Source organism: Betaproteobacteria bacterium (genome assembly GCA_016713305.1).
Classification (GTDB): Bacteria; Pseudomonadota; Gammaproteobacteria; order Burkholderiales.
This window is the reverse complement of the sequence record JADJPK010000009.1, coordinates 122,846-143,130: the sequence shown is the minus strand read 5'-3', so window position 1 is coordinate 143,130 and position 20,285 is coordinate 122,846. Positions and strand designations below refer to the sequence as shown.

The window sequence follows — 20,285 nt, the reverse complement described above, 5'->3', positions numbered from 1 at the left end:
CGATCATTCCGCCGAGGACGGCCGCCGCACGCGCTTGTTGCGCGGGTCGTCCTCGGGATGCACGTATTCGATCGCAGTGGGGCCCGTTCCCTTTTCTTCCAGCACGACGGCCGTGCGAGCCCAGGAGAAGTAGGCCTTGCCCGCCTCCTTCACGATGACGGCGCCCTGCTTGTACTCGTTCATGTCCCGCCAGTTGTAGCTTTCACCGGGCACGATCCAGTAGATGCCCTTGACGATGGTGAGCTCCCGTTCATCGGGATACCGGTGCGGGGCCATCTTCATGCCGGAGGGCATCCGGTAGCGCACCACATACGGTCCCGGTTGGGTGGGGTCGCCGGAGACGACGGCCATCTCGATGGGCTTGGGGACCCCGGGGACGTACTGCCAATTGAGTTCTTCGTTCTCCGCTGCAATCCCCGCGATGGGGGTGAGAGCGGCGAGAGCCAGTGCCGCACTGGCGAGCGACGGCATGAAACGCATGGTGATCCACTCCTCCTTGAATCGGTCGCCGGGTCTTGCGCCCGGCAGATTGTTGGGTCCGGATTGGTGTCCGGAAATGACTCGGGAATTATTGCACAGGCTTTGGGCGAGACTCTCCCGGGTGAAGGGAAGCCTCCACCGGTCATGGAGAGTGGCGAGACCGGCGGAAAGTTCATTGTCCGGCCCCCGGGTCTCCTGAGCGTCAGTGCCGGCGGCGTGGATCGTCTTCGTCGTGCACGTACGCCATGCCCGTGGGGCCGACCCCTTGCTCCTGCACGATGACGTCGGTCACGGCGTAACTGAAGTGCGGCGCATTCGCCTCTGTCACGTAGAAGCTGCCCTCCGGGTATTCGGTCGCCGTGGCGAGGTCGAAGTTCTCGCCCACGGCCGAGCGGTAGGTTCCCTGCAGGACGGTCACCCAGCGCTCGTCCGGGTGACGATGGGCAAAGAGCTTGGTACCGGCCGACATTCGGGCCCGGAATATGTAGGGGCCGGGCTTGGAGGGGTCGCCATACACGGTAGCCAGCTGGATTCCCTTGGGAATGATGGGGAAGTTCGCCCACTTGAGATCGGCCGGGAAGACGCTGGTCATCGGAGCGTATTCGCTCTGGGCGAGCGGCATGGCCGAGGCGGTCAGGACGAGGAGGGCGATGCAGCGGCTGAGACAAGGGGGCATGGCAGATCTCCATTTCCGGAAAGAGCGGCAGGCTAGCCGATTGTCGGCGGGATCGGAAACGGTCGCTCGAGTCCGCCTGCGGCCGGCTCGAGTCGTCGTCCCCTGCATCCCTTCTCGTGCCCGCCCGTTCCCGGACTCGGGGAAGTCCGGGAGAACGCCGAGGGCGCCACACCAGAAGTTTTCATACGATTTGATTTGCTTGGCCGCATCTTCTGCCGCCATGGCGCAGGCCAAGGTGTACTGGACGACGAGCGGCATGTTCGGCCCGTTCGACATCCGCGGTCTGATCCCCGCGCTGCCCGTCGAGAAGTCCCGCCAGATCACGATTCCTGTGAGCATGTGGGTCATCGATCACCCGAAGGGTCTGGTCGTGTTCGACACCGGTAACAACGTCGCCATCATCGACAACTGCAAGGCCTATTGGGCCGCGGGCAACTGCGACTTCCTCAAGCCGAGCCAGAAGCGCGACGACGTGATCGACATGCAACTGAAGAAGCTGGGCTACTCCGCCGACAAGGTGAAGGTCGTCGTGACGTCGCACTCCCACCTCGACCACATCGGTAACATCGAGATGTTCCCGAATGCGATCCACGTGGGCCAGAAGAAGGAAATGTATCAAGGCTGGTGGCCGGAGAAGTTCCAGGGCCGTACGACGCCCGGCTCGTTCGTGATGGCCGACATCGACAATGCACGCGAGTTCAACTACCTCGAACTCAACGGCGACTACGATCTCTTCGGTGACGGTTCCATCCAGATCCTGAGCACCCCTGGCCACACCATCGGCCACCAGTCGATGAAGGTCAAGCTGGCTTCCGGCCACTCGATCATCATCACGCAGGACGCCGTGTGGATGAAGGAAAACCTGGAAGGCTATCCCGCCGGCCTGAACTACAGCGTCAAGGACTACACCGACTCTGTTACGCGCCTCAAGATGATGCGTGACCTGGAAGGTACCGACCTGTTCATGGCGCACGACGGCGATCAGTTCAAGGAAAAAGGCCAGCGCTGGTACAAGTAAGCAGCGCCTGGTTCTTTCTCGGCAGAAGGCCCCCGCGAGGGGGCCTTCTGTTTGTTTCTACTGCCTTGCATCGCTCCCGTGACCTCTGCCATCGCGCTCGAATCCGTATCGAAGCACTACGGTCCCAAGCAGATCATCCACGATGTCTCCTTCACCGTCGAACCCGGTGAAATCGTGGGCTTTCTCGGCCCCAACGGCGCCGGCAAGACGACGACCATGCGGATGATCTCCGGCTTCACCACGGCCACATCGGGCACCATTCGGGTCGCCGGATTCGACATGGCCACGCAGAACGCCGAAGCCGCACGGAGGCTCGGGTACCTGCCCGAACATCCTCCCCTCTACGACACGCTGGAAGTCCGGAGCTACCTCAGGTTCGTCGCCACCGTGAAGGGGGTGCCCTCGTCGCGCATGGCGTCGGAACTCGACCGCGTGCTGACGGCCTGCCGGCTGGAAACCGTGGTCCGCCGGGAGATCTACAAGCTGTCCAAGGGTTACCGGCAGCGAGTCGGACTGGCGCAGGCCCTGCTGGGAGATCCCGAGGTGCTTCTGCTGGACGAACCTACGGCCGGCCTCGACCCCGGACAGATCCAGGAGACCCGCGAAGTGATCCGCTCCTTCGGCGAGAAGCATGCGGTTCTGCTGAGCACGCACATTCTTCCCGAGGTCACGCTCATCTGCCAGCGCGTCGCCATCCTGAATCAGGGCAGGTTGCTGGCAATCGATTCCCCGTCCGGCCTGCAGAAGGCTTCCGAGAAGACCAACCGCGTCACCATGGTCGTGAGCGGGGACGGGGAGAGCCTGCGCGCCGCGCTGAAGGAGATCGACGGCGTGCTCGATGTGAGCGTCAGACCGGCCAGCGCCGAAGGCTCGCGGCTGGCCGTGGAGTGCCAGACCGATGCGCGCGACGGCATCGAGTCCGACATTGCCCGCGAAGTCACCCGCAAGTGGTCGCTGCATCGGTTGCAGCGCGAACAGCCAACGCTGGAGAACGTGTTCCTCAGCTACATCGGGGGGCAGGCCGCATGAGGGCGATGCTGGCGGTCTATCGCAAGGAACTGCTGCTCTATTTCGGTTCGCCGATCGCGTATTTCGTGGTCGCCGTGTTTCTCGTGGGGGCAGGCTATTTCTTCACGTACAACGTGTTCCTCACCGGTACGGCGACGATGGCGGAAACGTTTCGCAGCATCAGCATCCTGCTGGTCACGCTGCTGCCCATGGTGACCATGCGGCTCTTCTCGGCCGAGTACAGCGGCCGCACGATCGAACTGCTGATGACGCTCCCGCTGTCGCCCTGGCAGATCGTCATCGGCAAGTACCTCGGCGCGTTGACCATCCTGGCACTCATGACGCTGGGCACGATGATCGATCTGGTGCCGCTGTATCTGTTCGGCAATCCCGAAACCTCCACGATGTTCGCCGGCTACGTGGGTTTCTTCCTGCTGGGCATGGCCTGCCTCGCCGTGGGCCAGTTGTGTTCTGCGCTCACTCAGAACCAGATCATTGCGGCACTCATCACGATCTCCGCCATGTTGTCGTTCTGGTTCGTGGGTCACCTGCAGAGTTTCCAGACTGCACCGGCTCTGCGGAATCTGGTGGGCTACCTGTCGTTCTCGCTTCACTTCGGCGATTTCGTGCTGGGACTCATCCGCAGTGAAGGTGTGGCGTTCTTCCTGATCGTGAGCGCCATCGCGCTATCGCTCAACGCATCCTACCTGCAGTGGAGGCGGTGAGCATGGAACGCTCCTTCCGATTCGGGGTTCTGCTGGTCGTCGGCGTCGCGCTCGTCGCGCTGGCGCTGGTGCTGCACGCCATCCTGCTGGAAGCCAACAAGTGGACCTGGCTCGTAGGACTGGCGGGCGTTGCGCTCACCGTCGTGGCGCTGCGCGGGCTGCGCACCGAAATGCGCTCATTCTTCCAGCGCCGCCGGGGCGAGATCGCCCTCTACACGGCCGGGCTGGTGGGGGTGCTGGTGGCGCTGGCGTACCTCACGAACCAGTACACGTTCCGCATCGACATGACCGAGGCGAAGGTCTATTCCCTTTCGCCACAGACGGCCACGATGCTGAGCCGTCTGGACAAGCCGGTGAAGATCACGTTCTTCCACGATCCGATGATGCGCGAGACCGTCGAGTTGTATCAGATGATGGCCGACCGCTCGGACAAGGTGAAGGTGGAGTTCTTCGATCCCATGGTCAATCCTGCTCAAGCCAGGATGATGGGCGTCCAGTTCGCCGGTACCGCGGTCATGGAAAGCGAGGGCCGGCGGCTCCAGGTGAACGGTCCCAGCGAAACCGAGATCGCCAACGGGATCCTGCGGATCTCCCGCGGCATCACGCAGCGCATCTGCTTCCTCGATGGTCACGGGGAGCCCGACCCCTTCAGCATGGAATCGCACGACCACACGGAAGGCGAACAGGGCCACTCGCACGGGATGGGCCAGAAGCTGGTGGTCCACGAGCAGCACGGCATGGCGAAGGCGCGGACCGCGCTGGAGGCGATGAACTACGTGGTCGAGAAGGTCTCCCTGATGCAGGCCTCGACCTCGTTGGAGAAGTGTGCCGTGCTGGTCATCGCGGGGCCCAAGAGCGAACTGCTCCCGGCCGAAGTGGATTCCATTCGCCGATTCGTCGCTGCTGCCGGCAACGTGCTGTTCATGCTGGACCCGTTCGTGAAGACGGGACTGGAACCGGCGCTGCAGGAGTTCGGTGTGATCGCGGACAACGACATCGTGCTCGACGAGGCGAGTCACTTCTGGGCCGATCCGTCCGCACCCGCGGTCAGCGACTACAACCCCCACCAGATCACCCGCGATCTGCCGCTCAGCTTCTTCCCCGGTGCCCGGTCGCTTTCGCCGACGGCTCAGCGCGTGGCCGGTACGTCTGCCACTCCGCTGGCCAACACGTCGAAGAACAGCTTCGGCGAGACGACGGCGGATCGCGCGGAGTACACCTCCGGAAAGGATCTCGATGGCCCGTTGACCTTGATGGTATCGGTCACGCGGCGTACGGATGCGCACGACATCGATACGCCCGTACCCTCGAAGGATGACGCCGCGGAAAAGACCGGCGGCGCGAAAGACATGAAAGCCAAGTCCCGCATTGTCGTGATCGGGGATTCCGACTTCGCCACGAACTCGTTCTTTCACATCATGGGCAACGGCAAGCTGTTCCTCAACACGATCAACTTCCTCGCCGCGCAGGAGAACCTGATCGGTGTCGAACCGCGCACCTTCGATGTTCCGCGGGTCAACATGACCAACCGGCAGATGAAGGGCACGTTCGCGCTCGTGGTCGTGCTGATTCCGGCGTTGCTGGCGGCCATCGGCATCGTCGTGTGGTGGAAGCAGCGATGAGTGCAGCCCAACCCCGCCGCCACACGCGGGTTTTCGCCGTGTGGATCGTCCTTGCGCTGCTCGCGGCGGCGATCGTCTACACCGAGTTTCCGGGATGGTTCGGGGGCAGCGGGGAAGAGGGGGCCGACGAGGAAGCCGCGCGGTTGTGGATGCCCGTGGCACCCGACGATCTGGCGGCCGTGGAAGTGCTGAACGGCGGCGCCCTCCACCGGTTCGAGCGCGATGCGCAAGGGATCTGGTTCTATCACGGCATTCACACCTCCAATGTGGCAACGCATGAACACACCGTGGATCAGGCGGTGTCCGAGCGCATCTCGAAGGCATTGAGCGGGACGGCCCGGGCCAAGCTGGAACGGGAGATGCCCCTGGAAGGCGGGCGGGGAACAGTACGGTGTCGCGACCCCGAAGACGATCGTGCTCTTCTACCGGAAGGATCAGCCCCAGCCCGTGGCACAGTACGCGGTGGGCGATCTCGCCCCCGACGGCCACAGCCGCTACGTGCTGATGGTCGGCGCGAAGTCCGCCTATACGCTGCCGGACTACCAGGTCACGAACCTGTTGCAGCTCGTCGAGTCTTTCACGAATCCGGGCACGGCAGCGGCCAGACCCTCGGGCAATCCGCCGCCCATCCAGTGAACGGCGCCCGCCCTCGCGGCGGGCACCGCCGTCAGCCGAGGGCCTTGTTCCGATACGGGCTCAGCCGTTGCGGATCCGGCTCACCACCGCTTCGGTGAACTGCTTCGTGGTGGCGTTTCCGCCGAGATCCCCTGTCTTCACCCCATCGGTGTTGAGCGCGCGGTCGATCGCCGTGCGCAGGCGATCGCCGAGATCCTTCCGCTTCACGTGATCCAGCATGAGCCCGGCCGCGAGCATCAGGGCGATCGGATTGGCGATGCCCTTGCCCGCGATGTCCGGAGCGGAGCCGTGCACGGCCTCGAAGATGGCGGCGTCCTCGCCGATGTTCGCGCCCGGTGCCATGCCGAGACCGCCGATGAGTCCTGCGATCTCGTCCGAGAGGATGTCTCCGAAGAGATTGGTGGAGACCAGCACGTCGAATTGCCACGGGTTCATAACGAGCTTCATGGCGCATGCGTCGACGATCACCTCGTCCATGGCGATGCGGCCGCGGTACTCGGCCTCGTGCATCTCCCGCGCCGTCTCGAGGAAGATGCCCGTGAGGGCCTTCATGATGTTCGCCTTGTGCACCACCGTGACCTTCTTGCGTCCTTGCGCGATGGCGTACTCGAACGCGAAGCGCAGGATGTTGCGCGACCCCTTGCGCGTGTTCACGCCGGTCGCGATGGCCACAGCGTGCGGATCGCCGTCGATGGGAATGTAGTGCTCGTAGCCCATGTAGAGGCCTTCGTTGTTCTCGCGGACGAGCACGAGGTCGATATCGTCGAAGCGGCCACCCGGCACGATGGTGCGGGCCGGACGCAGGTTCGCATAGAGCTTGAACGCCTCGCGCAGCCGCACGTTGGACGACCGGTAGCCGCCGCCGCTGGGCGTTTCCAGCGGCCCCTTCAACGCCAGGCGATTCCTGCGGATGGCCGCGAGCGTCGCCTCGGGCAGGGGATCGTTCGCGGTGGCGACGCCGGCCATGCCGGCAACGGCGGTTTCCCAGGCGAAAGGCGCCCCTAGAGCATCGAGCGCCGCGAGTGTGGCGTCCATGATTTCGGGACCGATGCCGTCACCGGCGATGAGCGTGGCGGGAATGGGGGCGGAGGAGGGGGACGTCATGACGTTTCCTTGGTTCGTGCGAAGAGTGCGAAAGGTGGCGCGTCCCGTTCCGGAGCAAGTCCCGCACCCGGAGAAGGGCTATCATCGAAGCCGGCTTCCGGGGACGCACCAAGTGAATATCGATCGGATCGACACCTTGCTTTACCGCATTCCGCTGCCCGTGCCGGTACAGGCGGCGAGCCACGGCGTCATGCGCGAGTTCGACATGGTGGCCGTGCGCATCGGATCGGATTCCGGCCCTTCCGGCGTCGGCTACACCGTGCTCAACGCCGGGCACGGCAATGCCGTGACGGCCGTCGTGGAGAACGCCTTCAGGAACAGGCTGCAGGGCGAGGATGCCCGACGCATCGAATGGCTGTGGAATCGCCTTTGGCGCAGCCATCACTATTCGGGACGCGGCGGCCTCGTGAGCTTCGCCCTTGCCGCCGTGGATTCGGCTCTGTGGGATATGCGTGGCCGCGCGCTCGGCGAACCGTTGTGGCGTCTGCTCGGAGGATACCGGCCGGAAGTCCGGGCCTACGCGGGCAACATCGATCTCAACTTCCCCATGGAACAACTGCTGGAAGGCGTGCGGCGCAGTCTCGACGCCGGATATCGGTCCGTGAAGATGCGCCTCGGGCGCCCTCTGCTGCGGGAGGACGTCGAACGGGTAGCCGCCGTTCGCGACCTGATCGGGCCGGACATCGAACTGATGACGGATGCCAACGAAGCGTGGCGGCCCGACGAAGCCCTGCGGGCGTTCCACGCGCTGCGCGACTTTCGCCTGGTCTGGATCGAAGAACCCATCCGTCCCGACGACTTCGCCGGGTACGCAAGACTGAGAGCGCAGGGCGGTGTGCCCATCGCCGCGGGCGAGAACCTGCATACCGTCGCCGAATTCACCGCGCTCATCGGTGCGGGCGGCGTCGATTTCCCCGAGCCGGACTTCACCACCTGCGGCGGCATCACGCCGTGGATGAAGATCGCGCGGCTCGCCGAGGCACATGGACTGCCTGTGACCTCCCATGGTGCGCACGACGTCCACGTGCACCTTCTCGCGGCCGTCCCCAACGGTGCCTATCTGGAAGTTCACGGCTTCGGGCTCGACCGTTTCATCGCGGAGCCGCTGCAGATGCGTGACGGCCATGCCATCGCGCCCGATCGGCCGGGTCATGGCGTCGAGTTCGACTGGGAGGCGCTGGAGACGTACCGGGTGTGCTGATGGAATCGGCGAGCGGGCCGTGGCGACGCCGCCCGCCCGCTCTTCGGGTGTCAGCCCGCGAGAAATCCTCCATCCACCACCAGTTCGGTCCCGGTGATGTACGACGCCTCGTCGGACGCGAGGAACAGCACCGGCATTGGCCGTGTCGTCACCGTTTCCGGCGCGGCGAAGCGGAATGGTTTCCAGCAGCTTGGCGCGAAGCGCCGGATCGGCCGCCGTCACCGACGTGCGCATCGGCGCCATGATTCCCGGATGCACCGAATTCACGCGGATGCCGTCCTTTCCGAACTGCAAGGCAGCGGACTTGGTCAGCAGATGGATGCCGGCCTTGGCGGCGTTGTAGCCCATGTGCACGAATTCCTGGCCCACCAGCCCAGAGATCGAGGAGATGTTCACGATGCTGCCTCCGCCCGTCCCGAGCATCGCTTCGATGCCGTACTTGATCCCGAGAAAGGTGCCGCGGGCATTGACGTTCATGAGGCGGTCGAACATCGCCACATCCATCCGGTCGGGGACGGCGCCGCTGATGCCGGCGTTGTTGACCAGGACGTCGAGCCGGCCGTGCCGCTGAACGGTCGATGCGACGAGGGACTTCCATTCGGTTTCCTGGGTCACGTCCAAGTGCACGTATTCCGCCTTGCCTCCTTGCGCATTGATCTCGGCGACCACCTTCGCGCCTTCGGCATCCAGCACGTCCGCAATGACCACGACCGCGCCCTCGCGCGCAAACCGCCGTGCCGTGGATTCGCCCATGCCGTGCGCGGCACCCGTGATGATGGAGATCTTGCCCTTCAGCCTCATGTGACGTGTCCTCCTTTCGTTGTTTCGTTTGTCGATGAACTGACGCTCGTGCGGAATGGACCGATATTGCGCAGCTCGCGTCGCGGCAGGCAAGGACAACGGGAAAAGTGGCGACGGGGCCCCGGCTTGTTGCCGACTCCGCGAAACGATCGGAGCTTCCTCAGCGCTGACTCTCCCGTGACGTGGCGAACGCAATGAACCAGTCGATGCTGGCCGGATTGGCCATGGAGTCGCGATTCGCGGACTTCTCGGCCGGATGGCCCAGCAGGATCTTCTTCACCGGCACTTCCATCTTCTTGCCGGAGATCGTGCGCGGGACCTCGGCGATGGCGAACACATCGTTGGGGACGTGGCGTGCCGAGAGCTTGACGCGGATCGCATCGAGCAGCCGCCCCTTGAGTTCGGGCGGCACGGCACGGCTGCCGGCGCCCCGGACGACGAACAGGGCCATGAACGATTCGCGCCCGAGGTACTCGAGATCCACCACGAGCGAATCCGCCACCTCGGCGAAGTCCTCCACGACGCGATACAGCTCCGAGGTGCCCATGCGGATGCCGTACCGGTTGATGGTGGAATCCGACCGGCCATAGATGACGGCGGTCACGGACTCGGGCCGCGTGATGAGCTTCAGCCAGTCGCCGTGCCGCCAGACGCCGGGATACACGTCGAAGTAGCTCTCGAAATAGCGCCGGCCGTCGGTGTCTCCCCAGAAGTAGAGGGGCATCGAAGGGATGGGCTGCGCGCACACCAGTTCGCCCACTTCGTCGTAGATGGCATTGCCCGCGTCGTCGTAGGCGTAGGTCGCCACCCCCAGTCCGCGCGCCTGCATCTCCCCCGCGTAGACGGGCAGGGTCGGGCAGGCCCCGACGAAGGCCGAACCCGGGTCCGTGCCGCCGGAGATGGAGGCCAGGTGCAGATCGGACTTGATGTGCTCGTACACCCAGCGGAAGCCTTCTTCCGTGAGCGGCGACCCGGTGCTGCCGAGCGCCCGCAACGCCGTCAGGTCGAAGCGGGAGGCGGGATCGACGCCCGACTTCATGCAAAGTCCGAGGAACGCCGGGCTCGTTCCGAAGAACGTCGCGCGCTCGCGTTCCGCGAACCGCCACAGCGTGTCCAGGTCGGGATGGCCGGGATTGCCGTCGAACATGAGCACCGTGCAGCCCGTCGCAGCCGTGGACACGAGCAGATTCCACATGATCCAGCTCGTGGACGAATACCAGAAGAACCGGTCGTCAGGCCCGATGTCCAGGTGCAGGCAGATGCCTTTGAAGTTCTCGATGACGACCCCGCCGTGGCTGTGCACGATGGGCTTGGGCATGCCCGTCGTTCCCGAGGAATAGACGATCCAGAGCGGGTGATCGAAGGGCACGGGATCGAAGCGGGGCGGCTCGGGATGCGCCAGCACGTCTCCCGCGCGCACGATCTCGACCTGGCGGCCGGCCGGCAGCGGACCCGTATCGAACGTCGCGCCGGGATCGAGATAGGGCACGAACACGACCGCCTCGACCGAGGGCAGTTGCGCCACGAGCTCCCGCACCACCTCGCGGCGGTCGATCGGCTTGCCGTTGTAACGGTAGCCGTCCACGGCGAAGAGCACGCGCGGGGAGATCTGGCGGAACCGGTCCAGGACGCTCACAGGGCCCATGTCCGGTGAACAGCTCGACCAGATGGCGCCCAGGCTGGATGCGGCCAGCAGCGCGATCATGCTCTCCGGGATGTTGGGCATGTAGGACACGACCCGGTCGCCGCGCTCGACTCCCAATGTCTGGAGACACCGCCGCAGGGCGCCTACCTGACCGGACAGCGACGTCCAGGACAGTTCCCGGCGCGGAGAGGTTTCGGATTGGAAGATGATGGCGGGCCGGGAAGCGGCATCCGGCCGTTCAGCGAAGGCGAGCTGGTGCTCTGCGTAGTTGAGCGTCGCGCCCTGGAACCACTTCGCTCCCGGCATCACCCTCCGGTCCAGCACGCGCTCGTAAGGAGAGTGCGACCGCACTTCGAAGTATTGCCAGACGGTTTCCCAGAACGTTTCGATCTCGTCGACGGACCACTGCCAGAGCGATTCGTAGTCGGGGAAGGCGAGACCCCGGGTTCGCTCCAGCCAGCGGAGGTAGTGCGTGATGCGGGCGTTCGAGATGCGGGCGGCGGAGGGACGCCACAAGGGCGTGGAACGGGTGATCACGGCGACGCGTCGAGAGGAACGGGGGGCCAATGGTACCTTGCCGCACGCACACGCACGGTGCGCCGTACTCAGCCGGTCATCCCCTGCTGCGCCGATCGGAAACCGCGGGATCGCGGCCCGGCCGGCCGCCGCCGGTGCTCAGCAGGGCCAGCACCATTGCGCGACGTCGGGACAGTCCACCCCGTGTTCGTGCGCGTAGTTTCGGCAGGCGATCTGCCGGTTGCGGAATCGTTCCTTCGCGTGCGCCCCTGTCTGGCCGAGATGCGGCACGCGGTCGATGACGTCGATGGCAAGGCTGAACCGGTCGGTCTGGTTCTCGATGGCCAGTTCCAGCGGTGTGTCGATGTTGCCTTTCTCCTTGTAGCCCCGCACGTGCAGATTGCGATGGTTGTTGCGCCGGTACGTGAGCCGGTGCACGAGCCACGGATAGCCATGGAAGTTGAAGATGACCGGCTTGTCGCCGGTGAAGAGGCTGTCGAGATCCCGGTCCGTCATGCCGTGCGGGTGCTCGGAGTCGGATTGCAGCCTGTACAGATCCACCACGTTGACGAAGCGGATCGCCAGTGCGGGCAGTTCCTCCCGCAGCAAGGCCACGGCCGCCAGGGCCTCCAGCGTGGCAACGTCGCCGGCCGCGCACAGCACGACGTCGGGTTCGCGACCGCCGTCGTTGCTCGCGAAAGGCCAGATGCCGATGCCCTTGGTGCAGTGGATCACCGCCGCGTCCATGTCGAGATACTGGAGATGGGACTGCTTGTCCGAAACGATCACGTTCACGTAGTTCTCCGACCGCAGGCAATGGTCGGCGACGGAGAGCAGGCAATTGGCATCCGGGGGAAGATAGATGCGGCAGACGTCGGCGCTCTTGTTGAGAACGACGTCCAGAAAGCCGGGATCCTGGTGGGTGAAGCCGTTGTGATCCTGGCGCCAGACCGTGGAGGTGACCAGCAGATTGAGCGCGGCGATATCGGCTCGCCAGGAAAGCTGGTTGCAGACGTCCAGCCACTTGGCGTGCTGGTTGAACATCGAATCGATGACATGGACGAACGCCTCGTACGAGGCGAGCAGTCCGTGCCGGCCCGTGAGCAGATAGCCTTCCAGCATGCCTTCCAGCGTGTGCTCGGAAAGCATTTCCACCACGCGTCCGTCGGGGGACAAGTGCGTGCCTTCGGCATCCACGGGGAGCGTTTCGCACATCCAGACCTTGCCCGTCGCTTCGAACACGGCGCCCAGGCGGTTGGACGCGGTTTCGTCGGGTCCGAACAGGCGGAAGTTGTCCGGGTTGCCGCGGATGACATCGCGCAGGAATACCCCGAGGGGCCAGGTATTGTGGGCACGCTGGACGCCCGGGCGGTCGACACCGACGGCGTAGTCGCGAAAGTCCGGCAGCCGCAGCGCCCGCTTGAGCAGCCCGCCGTTCGCGTGCGGATTGGCGCCCATGCGGCGCGCGCCTGAAGGAACGATGGCCACCGTCTCCGGCCGCGGGGCGCCTGCGTCGTCGAAGAGCTCTTCCGGGTGGTAGCCGCGCATCCAGTCCTCCAGGATCCGCAGGTGTTCGGCGTGGGTCCGGACGTCGCCCATGGGAACCTGATGCGCCCGCCAGCTGCCTTCCAGCGCCTGTCCGTCGACGCGGGCCGGGGCGGTCCATCCCTTGGGGGCACGCAGCACGATCATCGGCCAGCGGGGACGCGTAAGCCGGCCTTCGTCGCGGGACCTCCGCCGGATCCCTTGGATCTCGGAGATGCATTCGTCCATCGCCCGTGCCATCGCGTGATGCGCGGCCTCCGGTTCCGCCGCCTCCACGAACCGGGGCGACCACCCGTATCCGCGAAGCAGCTGTTCCAGTTCGTCCGGCGGAATTCGCGCGAGCAGCGTCGGATTGTTGATCTTGTAGCCGTTGAGGCTCAGCACCGGCAGCACTGCGCCGTCGCGGGCCGGATTCAGGAACTTGTTGATGTGCCAGGACGTCGCGAGCGGTCCGGTCTCGGCTTCGCCGTCTCCCACGACGGCCGCGACGATGAGGTCGGGATTGTCGAAGGCTGCGCCGCAAGCGTGCGAAAGCACGTAGCCCAGTTCACCGCCTTCGTGAATCGAGCCGGGGGTCTCGGGCGTGCAGTGGCTGCCGATCCCGCCCGGAAAGGAGAATTGGCGGAAGAAGCGGAGCATGCCTTCCTCGTCCAGGCTCTTGTCCGGATAGATCTCCGTGTAGCTTCCCTCGAGGTAGACCGGGGCCAGCACGCCCGGAGCGCCGTGGCCGGGCCCGGCCATGAACACCACGTCGAGGCCGTCGCGCAAGATCACCCGATTGAGATGCGCGTAGACGAAGGACAACGCAGGGCTTGCCCCCCAGTGACCCAGGAGCCGCTGCTTGATGTGCTCCGGCGCGAGCGGTTCCGTCAGAAGGGGGTTCGCCCGCAGATGGATCATGCCCAGCGCGAGGTAGTTGCAGGCTCGCCAGAAGGCATCCAGATGGTGCAATTCCTGGGGAGACAGTGACCGGAACGGAACGCCAGGGACAGCGGCGTCAGCGGAATGGGTGTCAAGGTCCTGCGTCATGAGGATCTCCCGAGTGACGGCCGTCACTCCAGCAACCAGGGATCGCAGGCGCGCGCCGGCACGGTCGAAGGGCGTACGCCCGTTCGGCCAGGGCGGCCGACAGTGCAGATTCTGACGGCGCCCCGTGACGACGACGTTGCGGGCAGTGCCGAATCACGCTCATGTCGACGAGGACGGACTGCGGGTCCGAATGGGCCATTCTTCGCATCAGGACCGATCGAGGAAACGAAATCTTCCGGGGTCACGCTCGACCAACGATCCGCTTGCCGGACGACCGATCCGGGAGCCGGCCCTGGCGGTCAGGATCGATTCGCTGCAACAACAGAATGGAGACCCTGACATGACCCGTACGTCCGCGAATCCCCTGCTTGGTACTGCGATTCGCCTTGCTGCTGCCATTCTCGCCTCGCACTGCGTGTCGGCCACGCTCCACGCGGAAGTCCGCAGCGCGGACTTCCGCATCGATGCTCGCACGATGCCCTGGAAGTCGAATGCCCAGTTGAACGACTATCTTCCCTACGGCAGCTACGACGGTCGCTACCCTGGCGCGCTTTCCCGCTTCAACGGCTTCTCGCTCGCGGAAGGCGCCGAAGTGACGTTTCGTCACAAGAGCGGGCAGACATCCGCCTACTCGAACCGCGAACCGTACTCGGGCGCCCTGGGCGATCTCGACTACGTCACGGACGACAAGAAGGGCACTTCCGGGGAGGTCTTCCCCAGCGCGCACATCGACAGCGCGGCCTATCCCCTGCACTTGATGGCGCTGCTCGGTCTCTGGGCGGACGCGAACCTGGATCCCGTCGGCAAACCCTTCCTCATCGGACGGGTCTGGACCGGAACGGTTCCCAAGGGCGCCGACTATCTGCTGTTCGGATTCAACGACGATATCTTCGACGACAACCGCGGCGCTCTCGTCGTGACGATCACGGCCGACCGGATTCCCCTGCCGACCGGCGGGGCTCGAGAACGTGTCGACGGTCGTCGAGGTGCCCGAGCCCGGAACGTTCGGATTGACGGTGGGCGGGGCCGCGATCCTCGCGGGCGCGCTTCGCCGCAGAATCCGGAAAAGCCAGGCACCTGGTGCGGGCGCCTGAGCCTCTTCCCGAGAGCGGGCCGCGCAAACCCGGCCGGCGAACCGCCGTGTGCCGGGCGCTGCGTCGGGGCGCACGGGCAGGATGGCCTAGTCATCGACGCGTCGAGCGGTGTTCACGCCCGTGAACAGCATCAGCCTGCCGTTTTGCCCGACTGGGTTCGCGGCAGGAAGATGATGACCAGCGCCCCGACCAGGGCCAGCACCGCCAGGGCGTAGAACGCGGCCTCGGCGGCGCCGCCTGCGGCGGTCCGGATGGATCCGATCAGGTCCGGACCCGCATAACCGCCGAGATTTCCCACCGCATTGATCCACGCGATGCCCGCGGCGGCGGCGGTGCCGGTCAGGAAGGCGGTGGGCAACGACCAGAAGGTCACGACGCAACCGGCCCACCCCGAAGTGATGAGCGTGAGGCCGACGATCGAGGCGACAGGTGACCGGTGCGCCAGCGCCAGGACGACGAGGCCCAGCATGGTGACGAGCATTCCGCCAGCGCAATGCCACCGGCGCTCCCCGGTGCGATCGGAGTGGCTGCCCCACACCACCATCGAGACGATGCTGGCCCCCCAGGGAATCATGCTGACCAGCCCCACCTTGAGGAGATCCTTCTTGTCGATGCCCAGCTCCTGGATGATCGTGGGCATCCAGAAGCCCACGGCGTAGAAACAGGTCGCCAGCGCGAAGTACACGAAGGCCAGGGCCCAGACCCGCCCATCCTTGAATGCGTCAGAGAAATGGTGCCGGCCGCCCAGGGCTCCCTTGGAGGCGTTGTCCTCCTCGATGCGGCGCACGAGAAGATCCCGTTCGTCGCCCGTGAGCCACCTGGCGGACTTCGGGCCGTTGGGCAGGATCACCAGCACCAGGAGCCCGATGATCACGGAGGGCAGTCCCTCGACCACGAACAGCCACTGCCAGCCGCGCCAGCCCGACATGCCGTCCATGAATTGCATGATGGCGCCGGACACCGGGGAGCCCACGAGCTGTGCCGTGCCGATGGCCGTCATGAACAGCGCGACCATCCTTGCGCGGCGCGGTCCGGGAAACCAGTACGTGCGGTAGAGGATCACGCCCGGGAAGAAGCCTGCCTCCGCCACTCCGAGCCAGAAGCGCAGGAAGTAGAACGTGAACTGCGCATCGCTGCAGTTGAAGAAGGTGGCGATGCTGCCCCAGTGGATGTCCCCGGTGAACGCGAATCCCGCGGAGATGAGCCCCCACGTGACCATGATGCGTGCGATCCAGATCCGCGCGCCCACCTTTTCCAGGATCACGTTGCTCGGCACCTCGAACACGAAGTAGCCGATGAAGAAGATGCCGGCGCCGAACCCGTAGATGGCGTCGCTGAATCCCAGGTCGGACGCCATCTGCAGCTTGGCGAAGCCGACATTGACGCGGTCGAGGAACGCGACGATGTAGCAGAGGAACAGAAACGGAATCAGGCGGCGCGTGGCCTTGCCGTACGTCGCTTCCTCGAACGGCGGCGGTGCCATCGTGGTCGTGGACACGGGTGAATCCTCCCAGTTTTTTGTTGGATTTCACCGGCACTCGCCCGCTCATTGCGGCGACCCGCGCGCGAACCGATGGCGGATTGTAGGCGACACCCGAAGTCCCGCGTGAATTCCTTGCGGCGCGCCCGGTACGCGATGCGGGGCCCGGAGGTGAGTGCGGGAAGCGTTCCCGGCGAGGGTCTCATCGGCGACAATGCGCCTCCCCGTCCTGGAGTCTCGCGCTTGGCTGCTTCCCGATCCCAATCCACGACCGGTCTCGTGTACTCGACCGATCGCGGCCGCATCTGTCCCGGCTGCCGCCGGCCCGCGCCCGAATGTGTGCAGGAAAACCCCCGGCTGCGCCGGCCGCTGCGAGCCCGATCCGGGTGATGCGGCAGAGCAAGGGACGGGGCGGCAAGACCGTGAGCGTCGTGACCGGCCTGCCGCTCGCGGCGGATGCGCTCGCTTCGCTGGGTACCGAACTCAAGCGGATGTGTGGAACGGGAGGGACGGTCAAGGACGGTGCCATCGAGATCCAGGGAGATCACTGCGACGCGTTGCTGGCCGAACTCAATCGCCGCGGTTTCGCGGCGAAGCGGGCGGGAGGTTAGGGTGGAACAGAAGCGAAGAGGCGCCCGGGAGACGACGTTCTCGGAACGCCGCAATGCCATCCGGCTGAAGGCGAAGGTGACCAGACGCGCCGCTCCCGAGGCCGGCCCCGAGAAGGATGCCAAGCGACCCGATGCCGATGGGGCCCGGGCCAAGCCATCCGGGCTCGACGCATCCGAGCGCCGGGGATCCGGAAATACAGAGCCGTCCGAGAGGGATCGATCACGTGCCGGGGCGCCGGGACGGGCGGTGTCCGAGCGCAGCGGATCCGCAGACTCGGAGCGTCCGCGCTCGGGCCGGTCATCGTCGAAACCGGCCGCGCAGGGCGCCTCGGAGCGTCCGCGGTCAGGCGGCCCGGGGCGTCCCGACGCCGGCCGGTCGCGCGGCGATTCGCCCCGAAGTGCCCGCCCGGATCGCGTCCGGACCGAGCGTCCCGCGGGAGACGATGCGAAACGCGCGCGCGCGGGCCGGTCACGCGACGAATCTTCCGAGCGTGCCGTCGTGGAGCGCCCCAGGTCAGAACGTCCTCGACCCGGCGGGCCGGATCGCACGTATGCCGGCAGGAAGCCGCCGGACACTCCGCGGGGCGCGGCCGCACCGGAAGGGCCGCGATCCGGCCGTCCCCGGTCCGAATCCCAGGAGCGCCCCGGCGCGGCCCGCTCACGGACCCGACCTGTCGAGCTTGCAGACCCGGACCAGGCCCGCTCCGAACGGTCCCGTTTCGACGGTCAGGAACGGCCCCGGACCGGCCGGCCTGCCGCCAACAAGGCTTCGGGAAAGGCGCCCCCGGAGCGCATTCCCTCCAAGGGGCGCGCTCAACGCCCGCGTGGCGCGCGCTCGGAGACAGACGCTCGCGGCCGCACCCAGGCCGAAAAGGCACCCTCCGCGCGAACGTCCGTCGCCGTGCCCGCGGCGGACAACGATGGCCGGGTCCGCGTCTCCAAGCTCATGTCCGAGCGCGGCATGTGCTCGCGACGCGAGGCCGACGAGTTCCTCGAGCGGGGCTGGGTGTTCGTGGACGGAGAGCAGGTGACCGAACTGGGTTCGCGGGTACTGCCGACCCAGACCATCACGCTGGCCGAGGCCGCGCGTTCGCGGCAGTCCGAACGAGTCACGATCCTGCTCAACAAGCCGGTCGGATTCGTCTCCGGCCAGGCGGAGGACGGCTATCGCCCGGCGGTGTCGCTCATCGGTGCCCAGTCGCACGCGGACGACGATCCTTCGCCGCTGCATTTCTCGGCGGCGCAGCTGCGCGGGCTTGCCCCCGCCGGCCGCCTCGACATCGACTCCACGGGGCTGCTCGTGCTGACGCAGGACGGCCGCATTGCCAAGAAGCTGATCGGCGCGGACTCCACCATCGAGAAGGAGTACCTGGTGCGCGTCGAGGGACGACTCGCGCCGGAGGGGCTGGCCCTGCTGCGGCACGGACTGGAACTGGACGGAGAACCCCTGCTGCCCGCGAAGGTCCGCTGGCAGAACGACGACCAGCTCAACTTCATTCTCAGCGAAGGCAAGAAGCGGCAGATTCGCCGCATGTGCGAAATGGTGGGACTCAAGGTCACAGGCTTGAAGCGCATCCGCATCGGCCGTGTGCGGCTGGGCGAGCTTCCGCCCGGTCAGTGGCGCTATCTGGGCGAGGACGAGCAATTCTGAGTCACGGCGCGGCCACCCCGCGCGCGAATCCGTCCAGCCAGTCCTGCAGCCCGGAAGAGGGCGCCGGCGCGAATTCGTAACGGGCGCGCACCACCGGGAGTACGGGGTTCAGCAGCCGGGCGAGGTCCGCAGGGGTGCCGGACACGATCGCGTCCGCGCCGCTGCGGTCGAGCGATTCCGCCAGGGCCCGGCACTGCGCCGGGCCATAACCCACCGCAGGCAGAACGGGCCCGATGTGTGGATAGCGGGTGAAGACCTCCCGCAGTTCGGGTGACGCCGTGCGTCTCGGGTCGACGATTTCTGCGGCGCCGGCGGCAAGGGCGGCAGCGTAGCCAGCGCCGGTCGGCATTCCGCCGTGGGTGAGCGTGGGGCCGTCTTCGACGACCACGACGCGCTTCCCGCGCACGCGTTCGGGCTCGTCCAGGTCCACGATCGACTGGCCGGCGAAGATGGGAACGCCGGGGCGGATCGACCGGATGTTCTCGGTGGCCTGGCGGATCTGTTCGCCCGATGCTGCGTTGACCTTGTTGAGAATCACCGCGTCGGCCATCCGCACGTTCGTCTCCCCGGGGTGATGCGTCGCCACCTGGGAGGGACGCAGCGCATCGACGACCACGAGGTGGCGGTCGGGCCGCAGGAACGGGAAATCGTTGTTGCCCCCGTCCCACAGCAGCACGTCGGCCTGCGCCTGTGCGAGCCGCAGGACTTCGCCGTAGTCCACGCCGGCGAACACCGCGTGGCCCGCCGCCAGGTGCGGCTCGTACTCCTCGCGTTCCTCGACCGTGCAGTCCGCGGCCTCGAGATCGGCAAGGGTGAGGAAGCGCTGAGCGCGCTGACGTTCCAGGTCGCCGTAGGGCATGGGATGCCGGAGGATGCCCACGCGCAGGCCGTGCCGCGAGAGGACACCGGCTGCCCAGCGTGCAACCTGCGACTTGCCGCAGCCGGTGCGCACGGCCGTGATGGCCAGGACCGGAAGGTCTGCGCGCAGCATGGTCCGCGACGGACCCAGGAGAGAGAAATCGGCCCCGGCCGCGAGCGCGCGCGACGCGAGATGCATCACGTCGGCGTGAGACGCGTCGCTGTACGCAAAGATCACTTCGTCGATGCGTTCGTTGCGAACCAGCGTCTCGAGGTCCGCTTCGGGCAGGATGGGAATCCCGTCGGGGTAGCGCGGACCGGCCAGGGCAGGCGGATACCGCCGCCTGTCTATGCCCGGGATCTGCGCCGCCGTGAAGGCGACGACCCGGGCGGAAGCGTCGTCACGCAGCGCGACGTTGAAGTCGTGGAAGTCGCGTCCGGCGGCGCCCAGAATGACGATGCGTCGGGTCATGACGGAATCCGGTCTGGTGGCGGAAGACGAATCTAACACTCGGCAAGACGGGACCGGGTCGGTGCGGACCTGGCCGGTCCGGACGTCCTCGCCACGGCCACGCGCAGGGTGCG

The 20,285-nt window shown here is 66.1% G+C and carries 15 protein-coding genes and 2 pseudogenes; 9 read left to right on the top strand and 8 right to left on the bottom strand.

Annotated elements, in window-relative coordinates; genetic code table 11:
• Positions 1-3: 3 nt before the first annotated feature.
• Positions 4-480, bottom strand: a complete 477-nt coding sequence (locus IPK20_12960; protein MBK8017524.1) for a cupin domain-containing protein — start codon at positions 478-480, stop codon at positions 4-6.
• Positions 481-682: 202 nt separating this feature from the next.
• Positions 683-1,156 carry a cupin domain-containing protein gene (locus tag IPK20_12955; GenBank protein MBK8017523.1) on the bottom strand — a complete coding sequence of 158 codons (474 nt, stop codon included), beginning with the start codon at positions 1,154-1,156 and terminating at the stop codon, positions 683-685.
• A gap of 199 nt (positions 1,157-1,355) precedes the next feature.
• On the opposite strand from IPK20_12955, the gene IPK20_12950 reads away from it, so the two are divergent.
• The 5 genes from IPK20_12950 (at position 1,356) to IPK20_12930 (ending at position 6,165) form a co-directional block, all read left to right on the top strand.
• Positions 1,356-2,174, top strand: coding sequence for an N-acyl homoserine lactonase family protein (locus IPK20_12950; GenBank protein ID MBK8017522.1), 819 nt, complete (start codon positions 1,356-1,358; stop codon positions 2,172-2,174).
• Positions 2,175-2,252: 78 nt separating this feature from the next.
• Positions 2,253-3,203 carry an ABC transporter ATP-binding protein gene (locus tag IPK20_12945; protein ID MBK8017521.1) on the top strand — a complete coding sequence of 317 codons (951 nt, stop codon included), beginning with the start codon at positions 2,253-2,255 and terminating at the stop codon, positions 3,201-3,203.
• Positions 3,200-3,907: an ABC transporter permease subunit gene (locus IPK20_12940; protein ID MBK8017520.1), complete on the top strand. Its 708-nt coding sequence runs from the start codon at positions 3,200-3,202 to the stop codon at positions 3,905-3,907. The genes IPK20_12945 and IPK20_12940 overlap by 4 nt, the downstream gene beginning before the upstream one ends.
• A gap of 2 nt (positions 3,908-3,909) precedes the next feature.
• The gene (locus tag IPK20_12935; protein ID MBK8017519.1) at positions 3,910-5,529 is read left to right on the top strand and encodes a GldG family protein; all 1,620 of its coding nucleotides are present in this window, start codon (positions 3,910-3,912) and stop codon (positions 5,527-5,529) included.
• Positions 5,530-5,943: 414 nt separating this feature from the next.
• Positions 5,944-6,165, top strand: a complete 222-nt coding sequence (locus IPK20_12930) for a hypothetical protein (protein MBK8017518.1) — start codon at positions 5,944-5,946, stop codon at positions 6,163-6,165.
• A gap of 60 nt (positions 6,166-6,225) precedes the next feature.
• Here the strand turns inward: IPK20_12930 and IPK20_12925 are convergent, their stop codons facing one another.
• Positions 6,226-7,269 (bottom strand): NAD-dependent isocitrate dehydrogenase, encoded by a 1,044-nt coding sequence (locus IPK20_12925; GenBank protein MBK8017517.1) that lies wholly within the window; start codon positions 7,267-7,269, stop codon positions 6,226-6,228.
• On the opposite strand from IPK20_12925, the gene IPK20_12920 reads away from it, so the two are divergent.
• Positions 7,268-8,470, top strand: a complete 1,203-nt coding sequence (locus IPK20_12920) for a mandelate racemase/muconate lactonizing enzyme family protein (GenBank protein ID MBK8017516.1) — start codon at positions 7,268-7,270, stop codon at positions 8,468-8,470. The two genes, IPK20_12925 and IPK20_12920, sit on opposite strands and share 2 nt — an antisense overlap.
• A gap of 50 nt (positions 8,471-8,520) precedes the next feature.
• Here IPK20_12920 and IPK20_12915 read toward each other — a convergent pair.
• From IPK20_12915 to IPK20_12905, 3 genes and pseudogenes are all read right to left on the bottom strand, one after another.
• Positions 8,521-9,271: pseudogene (locus IPK20_12915) on the bottom strand (glucose 1-dehydrogenase).
• Positions 9,272-9,431: 160 nt separating this feature from the next.
• Positions 9,432-11,483 carry an acetoacetate--CoA ligase gene (locus IPK20_12910; GenBank protein ID MBK8017515.1) on the bottom strand — a complete coding sequence of 684 codons (2,052 nt, stop codon included), beginning with the start codon at positions 11,481-11,483 and terminating at the stop codon, positions 9,432-9,434.
• A gap of 108 nt (positions 11,484-11,591) precedes the next feature.
• Entirely contained in the window at positions 11,592-14,006 is a 2,415-nt protein-coding gene (locus IPK20_12905) for a phosphoketolase family protein (protein ID MBK8017514.1), read from the bottom strand.
• Positions 14,007-14,974: 968 nt separating this feature from the next.
• On the opposite strand from IPK20_12905, the gene IPK20_12900 reads away from it, so the two are divergent.
• Positions 14,975-15,100 carry a PEP-CTERM sorting domain-containing protein gene (locus IPK20_12900; protein ID MBK8017513.1) on the top strand — a complete coding sequence of 42 codons (126 nt, stop codon included), beginning with the start codon at positions 14,975-14,977 and terminating at the stop codon, positions 15,098-15,100.
• 130 nt (positions 15,101-15,230) lie between these two features.
• Here the strand turns inward: IPK20_12900 and IPK20_12895 are convergent, their stop codons facing one another.
• Complete coding sequence (locus IPK20_12895) at positions 15,231-16,583, bottom strand: MFS transporter (protein MBK8017512.1); 1,353 nt, start codon at positions 16,581-16,583, stop codon at positions 15,231-15,233.
• 153 nt (positions 16,584-16,736) lie between these two features.
• On the opposite strand from IPK20_12895, the pseudogene IPK20_12890 reads away from it, so the two are divergent.
• Both IPK20_12890 and IPK20_12885 read left to right on the top strand, forming a co-directional pair.
• Positions 16,737-17,191 (top strand): annotated as a pseudogene (locus IPK20_12890) (translation initiation factor Sui1).
• Between the two features lie 946 nt (positions 17,192-18,137).
• A complete protein-coding gene (locus IPK20_12885; protein MBK8017511.1) occupies positions 18,138-18,842 on the top strand; it encodes an rRNA pseudouridine synthase in 705 nt (234 codons plus the stop codon).
• Position 18,843: 1 nt separating this feature from the next.
• On the opposite strand, the gene IPK20_12880 is transcribed toward IPK20_12885, so the two are convergent.
• A complete protein-coding gene (locus tag IPK20_12880; protein ID MBK8017510.1) occupies positions 18,844-20,172 on the bottom strand; it encodes a GTPase in 1,329 nt (442 codons plus the stop codon).
• Between the last annotated feature and the right edge of the window lie 113 nt (positions 20,173-20,285).

What these genes read in the sequence shown, in the direction of transcription:
- IPK20_12960 (MBK8017524.1), bottom strand. Translation starts at nt 480, where the DNA reads ATGCGTTTCATGCCGTCGCTCGCCAGTGCGGCACTGGCTCTCGCCGCT.
- IPK20_12955 (MBK8017523.1), bottom strand. Translation starts at nt 1,156, where the DNA reads ATGCCCCCTTGTCTCAGCCGCTGCATCGCCCTCCTCGTCCTGACCGCC.
- IPK20_12940 (MBK8017520.1), top strand. Translation starts at nt 3,200, where the DNA reads ATGAGGGCGATGCTGGCGGTCTATCGCAAGGAACTGCTGCTCTATTTC.
- IPK20_12935 (MBK8017519.1), top strand. Translation starts at nt 3,910, where the DNA reads ATGGAACGCTCCTTCCGATTCGGGGTTCTGCTGGTCGTCGGCGTCGCG.
- IPK20_12920 (MBK8017516.1), top strand. Translation starts at nt 7,268, where the DNA reads ATGACGTTTCCTTGGTTCGTGCGAAGAGTGCGAAAGGTGGCGCGTCCC.
- IPK20_12925 (MBK8017517.1), bottom strand. Translation starts at nt 7,269, where the DNA reads ATGACGTCCCCCTCCTCCGCCCCCATTCCCGCCACGCTCATCGCCGGT.
- IPK20_12905 (MBK8017514.1), bottom strand. Translation starts at nt 14,006, where the DNA reads ATGACGCAGGACCTTGACACCCATTCCGCTGACGCCGCTGTCCCTGGC.
- IPK20_12895 (MBK8017512.1), bottom strand. Translation starts at nt 16,583, where the DNA reads ATGGCACCGCCGCCGTTCGAGGAAGCGACGTACGGCAAGGCCACGCGC.
- IPK20_12885 (MBK8017511.1), top strand. Translation starts at nt 18,138, where the DNA reads ATGTCCGAGCGCGGCATGTGCTCGCGACGCGAGGCCGACGAGTTCCTC.
- IPK20_12880 (MBK8017510.1), bottom strand. Translation starts at nt 20,172, where the DNA reads ATGACCCGACGCATCGTCATTCTGGGCGCCGCCGGACGCGACTTCCAC.